An 18,116-nucleotide genomic window follows, 5' to 3' on the forward strand; every position below is an offset into this window, starting at 1 on the left:
CGAAAGTCCTGTCGATCAGTTCGATTGGGTGAGGGTGAGCGCCACGGCCTGGCCCTCCAGGCCGCGGGCCAGGGCCAGCGCGACCCTCGGTCGTGCGTGCCGGGCCGCACCGGTGACGATGTCGAGATCGCATCCGGGGGCCGGGTTCTCGTGATTGGCGGTGGCGGGCACCACGCCGGAGTCCAGGGCCAGCGCGGCCAGGGCGGCATTGAGCGCGCCCGCGCCGCCGACCAGATGCCCGGTCTGGGGTTTGACGCTGGTCACGGCCGCCCGGTCGGCGGCCCCGCCGAGGGCGGTGCGCAGCGCCCGCACCTCGCTGGTGTCGCCGAGCGTGGTGGCGCAGCCGTGGGAGAACACGCAATCCGGGCCCGCCGCGTCGGCATCCGACAGCGCCGCCGTGATGGCCCGGACCAGGCCGCGGCCGTCGGGGTCGGAGGCGGGCGGGCGCACGCAGTCGTTGCCCATGCCGTAGCCCGCGAGTTCGGCGTAGATGTGCGCGCCGCGTCCCAGTGCCCGATCGCGGTCCTCGAGCACCAGTATGGCCGCGCCGTCGCCGATCACGGAGCCGGTGTGCTCACGGTCGAACGGCCGAAACGCCTTGGTGTCCAGGTCGTTTCGCGGTGACAGCACGCCGAGTCCGTCGAGCTTGGCCATGGCCCACCAGTTGGTGGCGTCGTCGTAGCCGCCCGCCACGGCCAGATCGGCCTCCCCGCGCCGGATGGCGCGCATGGCCCGCCCGATCGCGGTCGCACCGGAATCGGCCGCGCCCGCGTAGAAGGCATTGGGTCCGCGCAGGCCGAACAGCGAGGAGATGTGGTAGGTCCCGCCGTTCTGCAAACCCTCCACGTACGCCAGCGGCGGCACGATCGACCGGGCCAGTTCGCCCAGCTTGCGCATGTCCGGCTCGCCGTCCGCGCCGCGGATGGCCTCCATGTCGGCGATGGAGTCGTCGCGCTGGCAGATGTCCTTGTTGCCACCGAGATACAGCCCGGTGCGGTGGCCGAGGTCGCTGCGTTCGAGCCCGGCGTCGCGCAGCGCGAGGGTGGCGGCCGCGACGCCGTACTGGTCGCCGCGGGTGGAGGTGCGCATGGACCGCAGCGACAGGAACTTGCCCGGATCGAAGTCGGGGATCTCCGCGCCGAGCCGGGTGCGCAGCGGCGACGGGTCGTAGGCGCGCAGCGGTGCGATGCCGGTGCGGCCCGCCACCAGCGCGTCCCAGGTCTCACGGGCGCCCTCGCCGAGCGCCGTGACCAGGCCGACGCCGGTGATCACCACGCGGCGCGCGGTCACGACTGCACCTCGGCGGCAAGGCCATTCGCGACCGGCGTCGAGACAGCGGGGCCACCGATCGCCGCGGCGGAATCGCCGGTCACCGCGGCGATCGGCCTACGCGCCAGGCGCAGGTTCTTGATGGCGGCGGCGGTCCTGCCGTCCACCGTGGCGGTCGCCCGCCACACCGACTCGTCCGGATCGGTTCCGGCGCTGACGCTTTCGACGGTCAGATGCACCTGATCGCCCGGCGTGATGAAGCGCCGGAAGCGCAGCCCGTCGGCGGCGCGCAGCCGCAGCAGCGGATCACCGGCGGCCATGACGGCCAGCGCGATCAGGCTCTCGGTCAGCAGAACGCCGGGCAGGATGGGGCGGCGCGGGAAGTGGCTGTCGAAGAACGGCAGGGTGCCGGTCACGTTCAGCAGGGCCTCGGCGCGAACGCCGGGGTCCACCACCAGGATTCGATCGAATCCTGGGGTGCCGATGCCCGCCGCCGCGAGGTCGGCGGGCGCGGGGTGGGACGCGGTCATGGCTGCTCCCTGAGTTCGGGGGTGTTCGGGAATGCGCCCACCACGAGGCAGGTATTGGAACCGCCGAACGCGAGGGCGTTGATCATGGCCGCGCGCACCGGCATCCGGCGCGCGCGATGGGGGACGTAGTCGAGATCCAGGGCCCGGTCCGGGGTGTCGAGATTGAGGGTGGGCGGCACCACCGCGTCCCGGATCGCGCCCAGCGCCGCCAGCAGGTTCAGGGCCGCGGCCCCGGCGGTGAGGTGCCCGGCCATGGATTTGGGCGAGGACACCACCAATCGGTAGGCGTCGTCGCCGAACACCTTCTTGATGGCCCGGGTCTCGGAGACGTCATTGCCGGGCGTGCTGGTGCCGTGCGCCGCGATGTAGTCGATATCGCCGGTGCCCAAACCGGATTCGGTCAGAGCCGATTCCATCGCCTCGATCGCGCCCGCCCCGTCCGGCGGCGAGTCGGTGATCCGCCAGGCGTTCATGGTGGACCCGTAGCCGAGCAGCTCACCCAGGATCGGCGCGCCGCGCTCGACCGCGGAGTCGTGGTCCTCGAGGACGAAGGACACCGCGCCCTCGCCGATCACGAACCCGCTGCGGTCGGCGTCGAAGGGACGGGAGGCGGCGGCGGGATTGTCGTTGTAGCGGTCGGTCATCGCGCCCAGCAGCCCGAAGCCGAGGATGTCGGCCCAGGTGGTGAGCGAGTCGTAGCCGCCGGCCACCATCATGCGGGCGTCGCCCTCCTGGATCAGCCGGAAGGCCTCGCCGAGGGCGTGCCCGGATCCGGCGCAGGCGGTGTGGATGCCCACCATCGGACCGGTCGCGCCGATCAGCCGGACCATGGCGTTGAGGGCCAGGTTCTGATTGCCGGTCAGGGTGGCCGACGGCGCGGGCCGCACGAACGCGTCGGGTTTCCCGGTGCGGGAACGCAATTCGGAGACCAGCAGCACCATCTCGAGGTCGGGCCGGCCCACGCTCGCGCCCATGGCCACCCCGCGATCCGAGGGCGGATAGGGCTGATCGCCGGCCAGGCCCGCGGAGCGCAGGGCCTCGCCGACCGCCGCCAGCCCGAACAGGCCGGGCCGGGACACCCAGCGCCGGTCGGCGGCGGCCGGGATCGCGGTGGCCGGATCGAAGGAGTCCGGGACCAGCCCGGCGATCCGGACCGGGAAGGTGGTGCAGTCGAAGGTGGTCAGCGGGCCGATGGCATTGCGCCCGGCCACCAGCCCGCCCCAGGTGGACGGCGCGTCCACGCCGAGCGGGGTGACCGCGCCGACGCCGGTCACCACTACCCGCCGGCGTCCGGCCGGGGTGCTCATCCGACCAGCTCCTCGCCGAGCAGGTGGCGCGCCATCCGTTCGGTGTCGGCCGGGTCGTCGAGCCGGTCGGCGTCGATGAGGGCGCACATAATGTTGCGGGCGTCCATGATTCGCTCGCCGTCGACCTCGATCCAGCCGTCCACCACCGCCGCCTCCGGCGTCGCGTGCACCACCCGGGCCGTCATCCGCAGCACGTCACCGGGTACCGCGTCGCGGTGCATGGTGACTTCGCCGACGGTGAGCAGCGCGGCGCGTTTGGTGTGCGCCGAGCTGAGCAGCACGAGCCAGGCCCCGGCCTGGCACAGCGCCTCCAGGGCCAGGCCGAAGGGCAGCACGGGGCCGGTGGCGGACGGCTGCCAGACGTTCTCGTAGACCGAGGTGAGTTTGCGAGCCGTGATGTGCTGCAACGGTTCCCAGCACTCGATTCGGTCGATGAGATGAAATCGCATGGCAGTCACGTCCTTTCCGATTCAGCGGGATGCCGGGGTGTTCAGCGGGAGACCAGGCGGCCGTTGCTGAGCTGCACCGCGAGGCCGCCGTCGACGCGCAGCAGCTCTCCGGTGACGTAGTCGGCGGCCGGACTCGCAAGCCAGGCCACCGCCTCCGCGACCTGTCCCACATCGCCGTAGCGGCGCATCGGGACATGGGTGCGGCCCTTCCCGTTGTCGCGTTGCAACAGGTCGCCGATGAGATCGGTGGGGATGACGCCGCCCAGCACGGCGTTCACCCGCACCCCGAACCGGGCCATCTCCACCGCGCAGGCCAGGGTGAGCGCGTTCATCGCGCCTTTGGAGGTGGAGTAGTTCGACTGCCCGGTGAGGCCCTTCTCGCCCATGATCGACGAGACGTTCACGATCGCGCCCTCGCCCTGGGACATCAGGTGCCCGGCCGCGGCGTGCGTGCAGTTGAAGGCGCCGCCCAGGTTGACCTGGATGACCTTCCACCATTCGGCCGGATCCATGTCGTGGAGCAGGCCGTCGCGGGTGATGCCCGCGTTGTTGACCAGAATGTGCAAGCCGCCCAACTGATCCCGGGTCTGCTCCACCAGATCCTTGGCCGCCGCCAGCTCGGACACGTCCGCGCCGATCGCGACCGCGCGGCCGCCGAACTCCCCGATCTCGGCGACCACCTCGAGGGCTTCGTCCTTGTGGGAGCGGTAGTTCACCGCGACCGCCGCGCCGCGCCGGGCCAGGGTGAGTGCGACGGCCCGGCCGATGCCGCGGGACGCGCCGGTGACCAGCGCGACCTTGCCTGCGAAATCCTGTTCCGGCATCAGGCGACCTCTTCGGCCTCGGCCGGTGCGGCGGCGCGCTGGGCGACCAGGTCGACCAGGTTGCGCACGGTGACCAGGCCGAGCACCTGCTCGCCGCGCAGCGGGCCGTTGAGCTTGCTGCGGTCGAACTGCGGCAGCACCTTCTCCAGGTGGGCGAGCCCGATCTCGGAGACGATCTCGTTCTCGTCGCCGAACTCGTCGTCGGGGATGCCGCCCTGCAGCAGTTCCTGTACGTCGGCGACGGCGATCTTGACGCCGGTGTCGCGGTGGATGCGGAACAGGATGTCGAGCAGGTCGATGGATTCCGCGCCGAGCTCGTCGATCAGGGTGGCGTCGAGGGTCACCTCGGACTGGTCGATGCCGAGGGCGTCGGCGATCGCGTCGGTGACGGCGGGCGCGAAGTCGGTGGTGGTTTCGGGCATGATGATTCCTTCTTTCTGGGTGAGGGGTTGGTCGGGGACCCCTGCGGCGCCTGCCGCAGGGGTGTGATCGGTGGGAGGTGGGCCGGATCCGGCCTGGCTCAGGCGTATTCGGCGACGGCCGCGGCGATGCGGCGAGCGTCCTGGGTGCTGCGCACGGTGGCGTCGCCGACCATGCGGTTGGCGAGCCCCGACAGCACGCGTCCGGGCCCGATCTCGAGGTAGTCGGTGCAGCCGAGTTCGGCGGCGGTGCCGATCACCTCGATCCAGCGGACCGGGGCGGTGAGCTGGCGGCGCAGCAGTTCCCGCGCCTGTTTACCGCTCGAAATCGGTTGTGCGGTCACGGAACTGATGACGGCGGTGGTGGGATCGCGGAAGTCGGCCAGGTGCAGTCCGGCGGCGAATCGCTCCTCGAGCGACGCCATGAGCGAGCAGTGGAACGGCGCACCGACCCGCAGCGCGACCAATGAGCCCGCGCCCGCGGCGCGCAGCAGCTCGGTGGCGGCCGCGACCGCCTCCGCCGTCCCCGAGATGACCGACTGGTCCGGCGCGTTGTAGTTGGCGAGCTCGACGACCCCGTCCACACCCGCGCAGATCTCCTCGATCCGCCCCGCGTCCACCCCGGACACGGCCGTCATCGCGCCCGGCACCGCCGCCGCGATTTCGGCCATCAGCTCACCCCGCAACCGCACCAGCGTCAACGCGTCGGCGAGATCCAGCACCCCGGCCGCGGCCAACGCCGCGAACTCCCCGAGACTGTGCCCCGCCACCAGATCGGGCGCGAACCCCTCGGCCCGCAGCACCTCGAAGGTAGCCAGTGCCGTGGCCAGAATCGCCGGCTGCGCCACCTCGGTGGCCCGCAACTGCTCCGCGTCCGCCTCCGTGCACAGCGCCCGCATCGGCAGCCCCAGGCACTCGTCGGCCCGCTCGAACACGGCCCCCGCGGTCTCCGGGTGCTCCCGAATCAAATGGGCGGCCATCCCCTCCCGCTGCGATCCCTGCCCGGGAAACATGGCCAGTACCCGTCGTTGCCCGTCCGGTGCCCCCGGCGCGGCCAACTGCTGGGCCGCCGCGATCAGATTGGCGTTCATGATGTCTTCCGAATCGTGCAGGTAGCCGGTGGCTACTCGGGGTCAGATCCCGAACGTCGCTGTTCGCGTCCCGAGTATGTGAATCCCGGCTCGAGCGGTCCTCGAGGAAAACCAAACACGCAGTAACCATCCCGGCGAGGCTCACGTCCGGTGAGCGCGGACACGGCCGGGGTGGTTGACGGGGGTGCGGTGGGGGCGCATGGTGGGCCGATGGGCGAAGACGCGCGGGCCGGTCTGAAGTTCTCCAGTCTGGACAGTCCCCTGTTCGACGGTGCGGGGGCCACCAAGGGCGAGCTGATCGACTATCTCGAGGCGGTGGGGGAGCGGATGGTGGGGGCGCTGCGGGAGCGGCCGTTGTCGGTGGTGCGGGTGCGGCCGGGGCAGGAGCCGTTCATGCAGAAGAACCTGCCGAAGTACACGCCGGAGTGGGTGCGGCGGAAGACCTTGTGGGCGGGGAGCTCGAAACGGGAAGTGTCGTACGCCTTGTGCGATGACGTGCGGACACTGTTGTGGTTCGGGAACCAGCGGGCGGTGGAGTACCACGTGACACTGTTGCTCGCGGAGGATCTGGTCGACTATTCCGGTGGGCCCACGCATCTCGTGCTGGATATCGATCCTGAACCGGGACAGCCGTTTTCGCAGGCGGTCGCCGCGGCTGAGCTGATTCGGCGGGCGCTGGCCGACGACGGGCTGGCGGGGGCGGTGAAGACCAGCGGGTCCAAGGGGGTGCACATCTTCGTGCCGGTGCGGGCGGGGGTCGATATCGAGGACGCGGCGGCTGCCACCCGGGCCGTCGCGGCGCGCGCCGAACGGCTCGACCCGGACCTGGCCACCACGGCCTTCATTCGAGAAGACCGGGGCGGCAAGGTTTTCCTGGATTCCACCCGGGCGGGCGGGGCGACGGTGGTGTCGGTGTACAGCCCGCGGGTGCGGCCGGGCGCGACGGTGTCGTTCCCGGTCGGCTGGGCCGACCTGCCGGAGATCGATCCGCGCGATTTCACCGTGCGCACCGCCGCCGCCATCCTCGGCGACCGCGATCCGTGGGCCGAGGCCATGCCCGAACCGCAAACGCTCCCGGCGGATCTCATCGCCGAGGGTCACACCATCCCGGTGGCGCGGGTGCAGGCGATGCACGAAGGCAAACGCCGCGCCCGCGCCCGCCGCGCGGACTGATCGGCCAGGACTCAGGCCGCGTCCCGGTCGAGCGTCCGTTCGCCGTCCTCGACCAGCAGCCGGTAGGCCCGGTCCGTCAGCGCCTGGAACCCGGTGGCGCGCGGGTCGCGCGGCGGATCCAGCGGCACCCGGATCTCGCCCTTGATCCGCCCGGGATCATTGTCCAGCACCAGGATTCGGTCCGCGAGCAGGACCGCCTCCTCGATATTGTGGGTGACCATCAGCATGGTCCGGGTGGGGAAGGCCGTCTCGGTCCACAGCCGCATGAGCTCGCCGCGCAGGTTCTCGGCGGTCTGCACGTCCAGCGCGGAGAACGGCTCGTCCATGAGCAGCGCCTCGGGCCGCAGCACCAGGGCCCGGGCGAAGCCCACGCGCTGGCGCATGCCGCCGGAAAGCTCCTTGGGATAGGCGTTCTCGAAGCCGCCGAGGCCGATCATGTCGATGGCGTCGGTGACCCGTTCGGCGCGTTCCCAGCTCGGCATGCCCTGGGCGCGCAGCCCCAGCTCGATGTTCTGCCGCACGGTCAGCCACGGCAGCAGCGCGAAGTTCTGGAACACCATGGCGGCGTTCGGATGCGGCGCGGTGATCGGATCGCCGTGCAGCCGTGCGGATCCCGACGTCGGGGCGACCAGCCCGGCCATGATGCGCAGCAGCGTGGACTTGCCGGACCCGGACCTGCCGAGCAGCGCGACGATCTCGCCCTCGCACAGCTCCAGCGAGACCTCCGAGAGCACCGGCAGCGGCGCACCGGTGGGCCCGGTGTAGTGCTTGCTGACGCGGTCGACGGTGATGATGGGGGTGGACATGACTGTCCTCCTTTCGAAAACTGTTTCAGCTCAGCGAGAAACGCCGTTCGACCCGGCGCTGCAGCCGACGCCACACCAGCCGGTTGATGGTCACGGTGACGACGCTCATCACCACGGTGCCCAGCAGCACCTTCGGAAACACGTCCGCCGCGGTGGCATTGGTGATGTACGCGCCCAGCCCGTACGCCTCCAGATGGGTGCCGCCCGCCTCGACCACCTCGCCGACCAGCGTGGCGTTCCAGGCCCCGCCGAACGCGGTGATCGCGCCGACCACATAGCCGGGGGCGATCGCGGGCAGGATCAACGACTTCCACCGCAGCCACCCGTGCACGCCGAGATCGTCCATGGCCTCGCGCAGATCGGTCGGGATCTGCCCGGCCGCGGCGATCACGTTGAACAGCACGTACCACTGCGCGCCCAGCGCCATCAGCACGATGCCGCCGATGTTCAGCGAGACGCCGGTCCAGGTGAGCGCCGCGATCACGAAGATGAACAGGAACTGCGCCGGGAAACTGGCCAGCACCTGCACCACCGGCTGCGCGAACCGGCACACCCGCGGATTCAGCCCGATCCACACCCCGACCGGCACCCACACCACGGTGGACACGACCAGCAGCACGATCACCCGGCTCAGACTCGCCAGGCCCATGAGCGTGGCGGGCCCGAATTCGGCCAGCCCGACGGTCCTTTCGAAATACGCGGCCAGCGTCCAGGTGCCCCAGGCCAGCGCCGCCAGCAGCAGTCCGAAGAAGACCACGTCCCCGGCCCGGCTGCCGGGACGGTCGTCGTAGGCGGACCGGGTGCTGCGCCCGAAGACTCGCATGACGCGATCGATCCCCTCACCGACCGGTCGTGTCACGCGAGCCAGCCGCCCCGGCACGGTGCTGCGCCGCAGCAGGTCCAGCACGAGACTGCGTGGGACTTCGGCGCTTTCGGTGTGCTCCACTCGGAACCGCTCCGACCACGCCGTGAGCGGTCGCCAGAACAGCACGTTCACGACGACGATGGTGGCCACCATGACCAGCGCGCCCAGCAGCAGTCGTGAGACCTGCCCCTGCGAGGTGGCCGCCGCGATGAAGCTGCCCATGCCCGGCAGCGCCTCTTCCCGCCCGGACACCGTGATCACCTCGGACGCGGCGAGCATGAACCACGCGCCGCCGAAGCTCATCATCCCGTTCCAGATCAACGGCACCATGGCGGCCGGCACCTCCAGCTGCCACAACCGCTGCCAGCGGGTGAGCCGCAGCATGCGGGCGGCGTCGTCGAGCTCCCGCGGCAGGGTGCGCACGGCCTGGTAGTAGGCGAAGGTCATGTTCCAGGCCATCGCGGTGAAGATGGCGAACACGCACACCGCCTCCGCGCCCAGGAAGGAGCCGCGGAACAGCGCCACGAACGCGGTCACCGTGATGGAGACCAGCGCCAGCACCGGCACCGATTGCAGCACATCCACCATCGGGACCAGCACCTTCTCCGCTCGCCGCGAATGCGCCGCCCACTGGCCGACGACCAGCGTGAACAGGATCGAGGCCGCCAGCCCCAGGAACATCCGCAGCGTGGTGCGCGCCGCGTAGTACGGCAGTTCCCGGGGATCGGTCGACACCGCTTCCGGTCCGGAGCCCGGCGTCCACGGCACCGACATATCGCGGAACAGCCGCAGCGCCACGGCGATCAGGAACACGGCCACGCCGAGTACCAGAAAGTCGACGGCGCGCAGCCGATTTCGCGGACGCGGCATCGGCTGCCCTGTTTCAGGACGGTTGGGAATGGTGATCTGGAGCGTCATTGGATGAATCCGCATCTAATCGAAAAGGGCGCGCGGAAATAGGCGCACGCCGAATCACGCGAAAGGATGATGGTGGCGTCGCCGAATACCGGGGAATTACGAGTGCGCGACAGGAGGTCCGGGGTCGTCATCAGCTGTCATCCGACCGGCACCTCCTCACACAGCTCATACGCGGATTCATCAGCGCACACGGGGGAGGTCGACCCGGGGAATCCGGGGAGGACGCACACCCCTCTCGTCAGAGCTTCGGCACTGCACGACGTGTTCCGAATCGGAAAGCCACTTTGGATTACCCCTTAATCCGGGGAAATCTGTCCTAACCTTGGGCGTCTCTCGACGTCGTCAGATCAGTGGCCTGTGTTCGTGCAGGAGCCTCGCCTATCGAGGTGCGTTATCGAACGTAGTAAAGCCCCGAAGAATTGTCAAAGTGCGTCCGCGCACGATCGGCCCGATTCGCCTAGTCTGGTCCGCGTGACGAGAGCGATGCGCGCGGCGGTGGGGATCGCCTTGATCGGGCTCGCGGTCGCGGGGTGCGGGAACTCCTCGGACCAGCGGGCGGCGGCGACCACGACGGCCGCGCCCAAGGCGGCCGCGCCGTCTCCCGACACCATCGGCCTGTGCGGCGGCGTGTCCGACGCCGAGGTGGTCGCCGCCACGGGATCGGCCGGTGTGCAACGGGTTTCGGCCAATCCGATCGGCTGTGCGTGGCAGCCCGCCACGGGCGGCGACTACGTCGTCACCTTCCACTGGTTCCGCGGCAGCTCGCTGCAGGACCGCCGCGACCAGGTCACCACCGGCAGTCCAGCCACCGTCCGGATCGCCGGGCAGTCGGGCATCGAATGGCGGGGCGCGCAATCCTGCGAGGTCGCAGTGGCATTCGGCGACACCGACTTCATCGACTGGTCCGAACGGTCGAGCGCACGCGCCTGCCAGGGCATCGAGCAGCTGGCCGCGGCCACCCTGACGCAGGCGGGACAGGGCTGATGGCGCGCCCGGGAGTGCGAATCACGGTGGCGGCCTTGCTGATCGCCGCCCTGTCCGGGTGTTCGCACGCCGATCGGGAGGCCGACGCCCGCCCGGCGGCCGATCCGAACCTGCTGGCGGGCTGTGGCCCGCTGGAGGATCAGAAGCTGGCCGCCGCCATCGGCGTCACCGGCATGCGGCGGCAGAGCGAGCCCACGGTGTGCGACTGGACCGCCACGAATCCCGGTGGCGGCGCGGTCGACATCACCTATGCCTGGCTGCGGGACGACACGCTCGCGCGGGAGGTGCGGATCGCCGACCGGTTCGGATACCGCGTGGAGCGGCTCGTGGTGCGGAACTTCGGCGGCATGTACTGGCGGGATCCGGCGGACCGGGGTGGTTGCGCGGTGACAGTGGCCGATACCGGCACCGTCACCTGGTGGGTGCGAAACCGCGATCACACCGCGCAGCCCGATCCGTGCGCGGCGGCCATGAATCTGATGAACGCGACGCTCTCGGTCGACGGCATCTGACGCGCGCGGGAGCCGACCTCAGTGCTCGAGGAACGTGGCGACGATGTTCCAGAACATGTTCGGGTCCACGGTGTGGAAATCCCAGCTCTCGGTGAGGCTGTGGGTGGTGCTCACGATGGACTTGATATCGAAGTCGTGCCGGGTGGCGGTGCCCTTCGCCTCCACGGCGGTGACGACGTAGGCGGTGGCGGTTTCTGCGGTGTGGGGCACGAGGAAGCTCCAATCGAGTACCGGTCCGGGGGAACGCGTGACAGTGTCCTGGCGTTCCCGACCAGTCTGATTTCCGTCCGCCCCGCGCGGGAGTTCCGAAAGCGCCAAACCGGTCCGGGACACGCCAACCTTGCTGTGGGGTTGCCGGAATACCGTACGGTAGGTGCGATTTCGGCTCCTCAACGGGGGTCTCGGGGTCCTGGATCGGCCCGGTCCCGCCACCGCTGGACCGCCCGCCGCAGGCTCGCCGGATCCGCGTATCCCAGGAATTCCGCCTGCTGGGCGCGTGGAAGGTGTTCGGCGCGTTGCAATCTGCGGCGACGCGCGTGATCCACCTCACGCCGCCAAGTGGTTCCGGCCTCGGCGAGCCGGCGTTGTAGTGATCTCGGCGATGTCAGCAGCCGCCGCGCAACCACTTCCAGGGCCGCCGCGCCATCGGCGAGAGCCAGATCGATGGCGTCGCCGAGCTGCTCGAGCCAGGTCACCCCGACCTCCGGGGTGGCCGGCAGAGTGGCCGCGTAGGTCAGCAGTACCGCCGTCAGTTCCGGATCGGCCGACTTCATCGGCAGCGCCAGATCCGCGGCCCGCAGCGTCAGGGCGTCCGCCGGGGCATCGAAATCGATTGCGCGGGTGCCGAACAGCTCGGTGAAGGTGGTGAGATCGGCGGGCGCGGACTGCCGGAAACTCACCCGCGCCGGCGTCACCGGGCAGCGGGTGGCGGCCCGCGCCCGTCCCATGAGCAGTGCGAAAGTGGCCTGTATCAACAGTTCCCGGCCGCGGCAGTCCTCCACGGCCGATCGCACCTCGTAGCAGACCTCCTGTTCGTCGCGGCGCGCGACGCGGAAGCCGTAACTCGTGCTGAGACTGCCGGTATGGCGGACGCACGCCTCGAGCGCGTCGCCGAGCGTGGCGGCGGACAGGAACAGATATTCGAGCAGTCCGAACTCTCCGGTGGTGCTCTCGTCGGATACGCGCAGCGCGATATCGGGATCCTCGGTCTCGCGCTCGATCAGCTCCCACACCCGCAGGCAGTACCGGGACGACACCCGGGTGCCCTCACCGCCTTCGCGCCAGGCGGGCACGCCCGCCGTCCGGGCGATCCGGTCGGCGTCGAGTCCGGCCCGCACCGCCCGCTGCAACGCGAACCGGGCCATGAGAATGCTGTCGTGACAATCGGATCGAGTGTTCACGGCCGACCGTCACCACGTGGCCCGGCGGCGAGCGTTCGCCAACTCCCGACTCCAACTGGTTCCGGCCGCGGCCAGCCGCCGCTGCACGGTGCGCGGGCTGGTATCCAGCCGCCGCGCGATATCGGATAGTGAGACGGTGTCGAGGGACACCGTCGCGCGAAAGTCCGCGGTGTCGCCATCCCGGCCGGGTGGGGCCGGATCGCTCAGTGAATCGAGTTCGGCGGCAAGCAGATCGACCCAGGCCCGCGCGGGCGGTGTCGACAGGGTGGCGACCGCCGCGCCGCGCCGCAGGACGGCGGCCAGGCCCGGATCGGCGGAATGCTGCGGCCGGTCGAGGTCCGTGCGGCGCAGCGTCAGACTGTCGAGCTCGGCCCCGAAATCCACTGCCGCCGTGCCGAAGAACTCCCGGTAGGGGCCGTGCCGTCGGGGCGCGCGTTCCCGCAGGGTGACCGCCACCGGCGTGATCCGCGCCCGCGTGGCCAGCCGGGCCCGGCCGGTGAGGAAGGCGAAACTCGCCTGTGCGGCGACCTCCGCGCCCCGGCCGCGCGCCGCCGTCTCCGCCGCGAACGTGACCTGCCGATCGGTCTCGGCGACCACGGCCACCCGCCGGTTGCCCGACAGCCGCGACCCGAATTCCCCTACGGCCCGGAAGCCTTCGCCGACCGTCGGCGCGGTCGCGAGCAGATAATCCATCATCCCCAGTTCCCCCATTCCATGTCGTTCGGCCGCCCGCAGTCCCACGTGCGGCACATCCACCCTGCGCTCGAACAACTCCCACAAGCGGGGATAACACTGCCCCGGAACACTTCCCGTCGAAGCGTCCAGCGCGCTCGGCCCGATCCCCGCCGCCCGCGCCAACGCCACCGGATCCACACCCACGGCCCGAGCCCGGGTGAGTACGAAGCGCGCCAGCAGCACGCTGTCCGATCCGGTCACCCATCCACCTTCGAGCCTGGAGGTCCTGTACCGCAGTCGATCCCGGGCGTCATAGCGCGTCGTCCAAGGGCGGCGTCTCGGGTTCGGGGCTTTCGAAGTGCCGCTTGCGGGCCCGGTCCACCTCCAGCCGCCAGGTGGTGCCGGATTCGGCGAGGCGGCGCTGGAGGGTGCGGGGGCTGGTGTAGAGCCGCCGCGCGACGTGTTCGAGCAGCGCGTCGGTGCTGTCGAGCACCTCGGCCAGCACCGTGGCCACCCGGTCGGGCCATTCGGTGGCGCGCGGGGGCGGCGGCGGCATGGTGGCGGCGTGGCGGCGCAGCACCGCCGCCAGCATGGGGTCCGCGGTGATCTGCGGCCGCTCGAAGTCGGTGTTGCGGTAGGTGATGCGGTCGACCGGGGCGCCGAATTCCAGGCGGGCCGTGCCGAACTGCTCGGTGAACGGGTCCAGATCGCGCGGCGCGCGCTCGCGGAACTCGATGCTCACCGGATCCATCGGCTGCCCGGTCATCTGGCGCATGCGCGAGACCAGGGAGGACAGCGCCATCTGCACCGACAGCTCGCGCCCGCGGCCCTCGGCGTTGACGGTGTACACGTCGAAGGTCGACTCGGTCTCGGTCTGCTCGCCGGGATCGATCCGGAAGTTGGTGGAGATGGACCCGATGAACGGGCCCAGCACGGTCAGGCCGGCCCCGACGGTATCCGCGGTGGAGATCAGATAGTCGATCAGCCCGAACTCGCCCAGCCGGTAGCTGCCGGTGGCGCGCAGGGTCGCGTCGGGGTTGTCCAGCTCGTGTTCGAGCAACTCCCACAACCGGGGGAAGTAGTGGCTCGGCACCCTCGCGGCATCGTCGGCCAGCAGCCAGCCCGGAAGGCCCGCGGCCCGCGCCAGGCGGGCCGGATCCACGCCCGCGGTGCGGGCGCGCGACAGCACGAAGCGTGGCAGCAACACGGAGTCGGAGGTGTGCACGTGCCAATGGTGAGGGCAGTTCCGGCCCGGAAACCGGGAATTCGCGGAACTGTGAGGCAGCCCGCTCGTCAGGCTCTGATGAAGGTGGCGGCGATGCCCCAGAAGCGCTCGCGGGCGACCGCGCGGAAATCCCATGTCTGCGTGATGTTGTGGGTGGCGCTGACTATCCCGGACACGTCGAAGTCGTCACGGGAGGCGGTTCCCTTGGCCTCCAGGGCGGCGATGACGTAGGCGGTCGCGGTTTCCACAGTGTGGGACACGGGTGTTCCGATCTGTCGCAGGGGCAGGGCGGGTGTTCCGGGTGGGGCGGGTTCAGCGGGTGGTGTCGGTCAGTACGTCCTCGTAGCGGTACTCGGTGGGGATGGTGACGCCTTCCGCGTGCGCCTGTTCCTCGCGGTGGCGCAGGTCCACGCGGCGGATCTTGCCGGAGATGGTCTTCGGCAGTTCGGTGAACTCCACCCGGCGGACACGCAGGTAGGGAGCCAGGTGGTCGCGGGCGTATTCGAGGATGGCGCGGGCGGTTTCGGCGTTGGGTTCCCATCCCGCGGCCAGCGAAACGTATGCCTTCGGCACGGCAAGCCGCGTGTCGTCCGGTTGCGGGACCACGGCGGCCTCCACCACGGCCGGATGCTCGATGAGCACGCTCTCCAACTCGAACGGCGAGACCTTGTAGTCGGAGGATTTGAACACGTCGTCGGTGCGGCCGATGTAGGTGATGTAGCCGTTCGCGTCCCGGGCCGCGACATCGCCGGTGTGGTAGTACCCGTTCGCCATGACCGCGGCATTGCGTTCGGGATCGCCGAGGTAGCCGGTCATCAGGTTGACCGGCCCCGCGGACAGGTCCAGGCAGATCTCGCCCTCGTCGGCGAGCCGCCCGGTGATGGGATCCACCAGCGCCACCGGCACACCCGGCGCGGGACGGCCCATGGAGCCGGGCACCAGGGGCTGTCCGGGCGTATTGCCCACCTGCAGGGTGGTTTCGGTCTGGCCGAAGCCGTCGCGGATGGTCAGGCCCCACGCCTTCTCGACCTGCGCGATGACGTCGGGGTTCAATGGTTCGCCCGCGCCGAGGATTTCGCGCAGCCCGGCCGGACGCTCGCCCAGATCGGCCTGGATGAGCATGCGCCACACCGTGGGCGGCGCGCAGAACGTGTTCACCTCCGCCCGGCGCAGCTGCGCGAGCAGGGCGGCGGCGTCGAAACGCGCGTAGTTGTAGACGAAGACGGTGGCCTCGGCCAGCCACGGCGTGAAGAAGCAGCTCCAGGCGTGCTTGGCCCAGCCGGGCGCGCTGATGGCCAGGTGCGTGTCGCCGGGCCGGACGCCGATCCAGTACATGGTGGTCAAATGACCGACCGGGTAGCTGATCTGGGAGTGCTGCACCATCTTCGGCTTGCTGGTGGTGCCGGAGGTGAAGTACACCAGCAGCGGATCGGTCACCTCGGTGACCGCCCGGAACGGACCGGCCGACTCGACCGCCGCGGCATCGGCGTAGTTCTGCCAGCCGGAGACTGCCCCGCCGACCACGATTCGGGTGTAGTCGCCGGGCACCTCGTCGAACTTGCCCGCGTCACCCTGATTGGCGATGACGAAACGCGCTCCCGCCCGCTCGATCCGGTCGCTCAGGTCGGCCGGGCCCAGCGCGCCGGTGGTCGGCATGATGACCGCGCCCAGTTTGGCCACGGCCAGCATGGCCTCCCACAGCTCGACCTGATTGCCCAGCATGAGCATCACCCGGTCGCCCTTGGCCACGCCCAGCCCGGCCAGCCAGGTGGCCACCCGGTCCGAGCGCTCGGCCATCTCGGCGAAGCCGACCTGCTGCTCGGACCCGTCCTCCTCGACGATCCAGAGCGCCGGCCGGTCGTTGCCGCGGGCGATCACGTCGAACCAGTCGATCGCCCAGTTGAATGCGCCGGACAGTCGCGGCCACGCGAAATCGCGCACCGCCGCGTCGTAGTCGGTGGCGACGGCCAGCAGCCCGTCACGGGCCGCGCGATAGGCCTCGGTATTTGCGGTGGTCACGCGTTCTCCTCGGTCAGTCCTAGCAGTCGCGCGCTGATCTCCCGCATCTCGACCTTGCGAATCTTGCCGGTCACCGTCATCGGGAACTCCTCGACGACGTGCACGTATCGGGGCACCTTGAAATGCGCGAGCTTGCCGGTGCAGAACTCGCGCAGGCTCGCCGCGGTCAGCTCCTCCGCGCCCGGCCGCAGCCGGACCCAAGCCATCAGCTCCTCGCCGTACTTGGCGTCGGGCACGCCGACCACCTGGGCGTCGAGGATGTCGGGGTGGGTGTAGAGGAATTCCTCGATCTCGCGGGGGTAGATGTTCTCGCCGCCCCGGATCACCATGTCCTTGATCCGCCCGGTGATGGCGACATACCCGTCGGCATCCATGGTGGCCAGGTCGCCGGTGTGCATCCAGCGCGCGGAATCGATGGCCTCCGCGGTCTTCTCGGGCTGACCCCAGTAGCCGAGCATCACCGAGTAGCCGCGCGTGCACAGCTCGCCCGCGGCGCCGATCGGCACCGTCACCCCGGTCACCGGATCCACGATCTTGACCTCGATGTGCGGCCCGGCCCGTCCCACGGTGGCGGTGCGCTGCACCAGCGAATCGCCGCGGCGGGTCTGGGTGGACACCGGGGAGGTCTCGGTCATGCCGTAGCAGATGCTCACCTCGCGCATGCCCATCCGCTCGATGACCTGCTTCATCACCTCCACCGGGCACGGCGATCCGGCCATGATGCCGGTGCGCAGCGAGGACAGGTCGTAGGCGTCGAAGTCCGGGTCGGCCAGTTCGGCGATGAACATGGTCGGCACCCCGTACAGCGAGGTGCAGCGTTCGGCCGCAACGGCTTCCAGGGTGGCGCGGGCATCGAAGGCCGGGGCCGGGATCACCATGGCCGCGCCGTGCGTGGTGGCGGCCAGATTGCCCATCACCATGCCGAAGCAGTGGTAGAAGGGGACCGGGATGCAGATCCGGTCCTGCTCGGTGTAGCCGCACAGCTCGCCCACGAAATACCCGTTGTTGAGGATGTTGTGGTGGCTGAGCGTCGCGCCCTTGGGGAAACCCGTTGTGCCGGACGTGTACTGGATATTGATCGGATCGTCGGTGGACAGCGCCGACTGCGCCGCCGCGAGCAGGTCCGGATCGGCGGCGCGCCCGGTGGCGAACAGGTCCCGCCACTCGGTGCTGTCGAGCAGCACCACCTGCTCCAGCTCCGGGCATTCCGGACGGATCTCGTCGATCATGGCCGCGTAGTCGGAGGTCTTGAACGCGGGCGCCGCGACGAGCAGCCGGATCCCGGCCTGACCCAGCACGTAGCGCAGCTCGTGGGCACGGTAGGCCGGATTGATGTTCACCAGGATCGCGCCGATCTTGGCGGTCGCGTACTGGGTCAGCGTCCACTGCGGGCAGTTCGGCGCCCAGATTCCCACCCGGTCGCCCTTGCCGATCCCGGCCCTCAGCAGGCCCAGGGCCAGGGCGTTCACCTCGTCGGTGAACTCGCGGTAGGTCCAGCGGATGCCGGTCGTGTAGTCGATGAGGGCCTCGCGGTCCGGATGCGCCGCCGTGGTCCGGTCCAGGTTCGCCCCGATGGTGTCGCCCAGCGGGGGAGCGTCCCAGACTCCGAAGGTGTAGCTCGTGCTCTCGGTCACACCAGTAGGATCTACG

The 18,116-nt window shown here is 70.2% G+C and carries 19 protein-coding genes and 1 riboswitch; of the genes, 3 read left to right on the forward strand and 16 right to left on the reverse strand.

Annotated features, from left to right (window positions below):
• Window positions 1-15: 15 nt before the first annotated feature.
• The 7 genes from ACFV4K_RS14325 to fabD all read right to left on the reverse strand — a co-directional run bounded on the left by ACFV4K_RS14325 (window position 16) and on the right by fabD (window position 5,889).
• Window positions 16-1,290 (reverse strand): beta-ketoacyl-[acyl-carrier-protein] synthase family protein, encoded by a 1,275-nt coding sequence (locus ACFV4K_RS14325; protein ID WP_379274994.1) that lies wholly within the window; start codon window positions 1,288-1,290, stop codon window positions 16-18.
• Window positions 1,287-1,799, reverse strand: coding sequence for a 3-hydroxyacyl-ACP dehydratase FabZ family protein (locus ACFV4K_RS14330; RefSeq protein ID WP_379274996.1), 513 nt, complete (start codon window positions 1,797-1,799; stop codon window positions 1,287-1,289). Before ACFV4K_RS14330 ends, ACFV4K_RS14325 begins: the two co-directional genes overlap by 4 nt.
• Window positions 1,796-3,106, reverse strand: a complete 1,311-nt coding sequence (locus tag ACFV4K_RS14335; protein WP_379274998.1) for a beta-ketoacyl-[acyl-carrier-protein] synthase family protein — start codon at window positions 3,104-3,106, stop codon at window positions 1,796-1,798. Before ACFV4K_RS14335 ends, ACFV4K_RS14330 begins: the two co-directional genes overlap by 4 nt.
• Window positions 3,103-3,555 (reverse strand): hypothetical protein, encoded by a 453-nt coding sequence (locus tag ACFV4K_RS14340; RefSeq protein WP_379275000.1) that lies wholly within the window; start codon window positions 3,553-3,555, stop codon window positions 3,103-3,105. Before ACFV4K_RS14340 ends, ACFV4K_RS14335 begins: the two co-directional genes overlap by 4 nt.
• 41 nt (window positions 3,556-3,596) lie before the next feature.
• Window positions 3,597-4,379 (reverse strand): SDR family NAD(P)-dependent oxidoreductase, encoded by a 783-nt coding sequence (locus ACFV4K_RS14345; protein ID WP_379275002.1) that lies wholly within the window; start codon window positions 4,377-4,379, stop codon window positions 3,597-3,599.
• Complete coding sequence (locus tag ACFV4K_RS14350; protein WP_357086477.1) at window positions 4,379-4,801, reverse strand: acyl carrier protein; 423 nt, start codon at window positions 4,799-4,801, stop codon at window positions 4,379-4,381. Before ACFV4K_RS14350 ends, ACFV4K_RS14345 begins: the two co-directional genes overlap by 1 nt.
• 98 nt (window positions 4,802-4,899) lie before the next feature.
• The gene (gene fabD / locus ACFV4K_RS14355) at window positions 4,900-5,889 is read right to left on the reverse strand and encodes an ACP S-malonyltransferase (protein ID WP_379275004.1); all 990 of its coding nucleotides are present in this window, start codon (window positions 5,887-5,889) and stop codon (window positions 4,900-4,902) included.
• 210 nt (window positions 5,890-6,099) lie between these two features.
• On the opposite strand from fabD, the gene ACFV4K_RS14360 reads away from it, so the two are divergent.
• On the forward strand, window positions 6,100-7,062 hold the full coding sequence (locus ACFV4K_RS14360; protein WP_379275005.1) for a DNA polymerase domain-containing protein: 963 nt from the start codon (window positions 6,100-6,102) through the stop codon (window positions 7,060-7,062).
• 11 nt (window positions 7,063-7,073) lie between these two features.
• On the opposite strand, the gene ACFV4K_RS14365 is transcribed toward ACFV4K_RS14360, so the two are convergent.
• Window positions 7,074-7,868, reverse strand: a complete 795-nt coding sequence (locus ACFV4K_RS14365) for an ABC transporter ATP-binding protein (protein WP_379275007.1) — start codon at window positions 7,866-7,868, stop codon at window positions 7,074-7,076.
• Window positions 7,869-7,893: 25 nt separating this feature from the next.
• Complete coding sequence (locus ACFV4K_RS14370) at window positions 7,894-9,651, reverse strand: ABC transporter permease (protein WP_379275009.1); 1,758 nt, start codon at window positions 9,649-9,651, stop codon at window positions 7,894-7,896.
• Window positions 9,652-9,874: 223 nt separating this feature from the next.
• Window positions 9,875-10,044: riboswitch (M-box (ykoK) riboswitch) on the reverse strand.
• A gap of 78 nt (window positions 10,045-10,122) precedes the next feature.
• Here ACFV4K_RS14370 and ACFV4K_RS14375 point away from each other — a divergent pair.
• Together ACFV4K_RS14375 and ACFV4K_RS14380 are read left to right on the forward strand one after the other, a co-directional pair.
• The gene (locus ACFV4K_RS14375; RefSeq protein WP_379275011.1) at window positions 10,123-10,635 is read left to right on the forward strand and encodes a DUF3558 family protein; all 513 of its coding nucleotides are present in this window, start codon (window positions 10,123-10,125) and stop codon (window positions 10,633-10,635) included.
• Window positions 10,635-11,147, forward strand: a complete 513-nt coding sequence (locus ACFV4K_RS14380; protein ID WP_379275012.1) for a DUF3558 family protein — start codon at window positions 10,635-10,637, stop codon at window positions 11,145-11,147. Before ACFV4K_RS14375 ends, ACFV4K_RS14380 begins: the two co-directional genes overlap by 1 nt.
• 18 nt (window positions 11,148-11,165) lie before the next feature.
• Here the strand turns inward: ACFV4K_RS14380 and ACFV4K_RS14385 are convergent, their stop codons facing one another.
• From ACFV4K_RS14385 to ACFV4K_RS14415, 7 genes are all read right to left on the reverse strand, one after another.
• The gene (locus tag ACFV4K_RS14385) at window positions 11,166-11,357 is read right to left on the reverse strand and encodes a hypothetical protein (protein WP_379275014.1); all 192 of its coding nucleotides are present in this window, start codon (window positions 11,355-11,357) and stop codon (window positions 11,166-11,168) included.
• 179 nt (window positions 11,358-11,536) lie between these two features.
• Entirely contained in the window at window positions 11,537-12,511 is a 975-nt protein-coding gene (locus ACFV4K_RS14390; protein ID WP_379275015.1) for an AraC family transcriptional regulator ligand-binding domain-containing protein, read from the reverse strand.
• Window positions 12,512-12,556: 45 nt separating this feature from the next.
• Window positions 12,557-13,483, reverse strand: a complete 927-nt coding sequence (locus tag ACFV4K_RS14395) for an AraC family transcriptional regulator ligand-binding domain-containing protein (protein WP_379275017.1) — start codon at window positions 13,481-13,483, stop codon at window positions 12,557-12,559.
• A 49-nt stretch (window positions 13,484-13,532) separates the two neighbouring features.
• Complete coding sequence (locus ACFV4K_RS14400; RefSeq protein WP_379275019.1) at window positions 13,533-14,447, reverse strand: AraC family transcriptional regulator ligand-binding domain-containing protein; 915 nt, start codon at window positions 14,445-14,447, stop codon at window positions 13,533-13,535.
• Window positions 14,448-14,515: 68 nt separating this feature from the next.
• The gene (locus tag ACFV4K_RS14405) at window positions 14,516-14,707 is read right to left on the reverse strand and encodes a hypothetical protein (protein WP_357086456.1); all 192 of its coding nucleotides are present in this window, start codon (window positions 14,705-14,707) and stop codon (window positions 14,516-14,518) included.
• A 52-nt stretch (window positions 14,708-14,759) separates the two neighbouring features.
• Window positions 14,760-16,466 carry an AMP-binding protein gene (locus ACFV4K_RS14410; protein ID WP_379275021.1) on the reverse strand — a complete coding sequence of 569 codons (1,707 nt, stop codon included), beginning with the start codon at window positions 16,464-16,466 and terminating at the stop codon, window positions 14,760-14,762.
• Window positions 16,463-18,100, reverse strand: a complete 1,638-nt coding sequence (locus tag ACFV4K_RS14415; RefSeq protein WP_379275022.1) for an AMP-binding protein — start codon at window positions 18,098-18,100, stop codon at window positions 16,463-16,465. The genes ACFV4K_RS14410 and ACFV4K_RS14415 overlap by 4 nt, the downstream gene beginning before the upstream one ends.
• Window positions 18,101-18,116: the final 16 nt, after the last annotated feature.

Origin of the sequence: Nocardia sp. NPDC059764 (genome assembly GCF_042732555.1) — a bacterium.
GTDB lineage: Bacteria > Actinomycetota > Actinomycetes > Mycobacteriales > Mycobacteriaceae > Nocardia.

What these genes read in the sequence shown, in the direction of transcription:
- fabD (WP_379275004.1), bottom strand. Translation starts at nt 5,889, where the DNA reads ATGAACGCCAATCTGATCGCGGCGGCCCAGCAGTTGGCCGCGCCGGGG.
- ACFV4K_RS14350 (WP_357086477.1), bottom strand. Translation starts at nt 4,801, where the DNA reads ATGCCCGAAACCACCACCGACTTCGCGCCCGCCGTCACCGACGCGATC.
- ACFV4K_RS14370 (WP_379275009.1), bottom strand. Translation starts at nt 9,651, where the DNA reads ATGACGCTCCAGATCACCATTCCCAACCGTCCTGAAACAGGGCAGCCG.
- ACFV4K_RS14390 (WP_379275015.1), bottom strand. Translation starts at nt 12,511, where the DNA reads ATGGCCCGGTTCGCGTTGCAGCGGGCGGTGCGGGCCGGACTCGACGCC.
- ACFV4K_RS14380 (WP_379275012.1), top strand. Translation starts at nt 10,635, where the DNA reads ATGGCGCGCCCGGGAGTGCGAATCACGGTGGCGGCCTTGCTGATCGCC.
- ACFV4K_RS14335 (WP_379274998.1), bottom strand. Translation starts at nt 3,106, where the DNA reads ATGAGCACCCCGGCCGGACGCCGGCGGGTAGTGGTGACCGGCGTCGGC.
- ACFV4K_RS14330 (WP_379274996.1), bottom strand. Translation starts at nt 1,799, where the DNA reads ATGACCGCGTCCCACCCCGCGCCCGCCGACCTCGCGGCGGCGGGCATC.
- ACFV4K_RS14345 (WP_379275002.1), bottom strand. Translation starts at nt 4,379, where the DNA reads ATGCCGGAACAGGATTTCGCAGGCAAGGTCGCGCTGGTCACCGGCGCG.
- ACFV4K_RS14360 (WP_379275005.1), top strand. Translation starts at nt 6,100, where the DNA reads ATGGGCGAAGACGCGCGGGCCGGTCTGAAGTTCTCCAGTCTGGACAGT.
- ACFV4K_RS14340 (WP_379275000.1), bottom strand. Translation starts at nt 3,555, where the DNA reads ATGCGATTTCATCTCATCGACCGAATCGAGTGCTGGGAACCGTTGCAG.
- ACFV4K_RS14365 (WP_379275007.1), bottom strand. Translation starts at nt 7,868, where the DNA reads ATGTCCACCCCCATCATCACCGTCGACCGCGTCAGCAAGCACTACACC.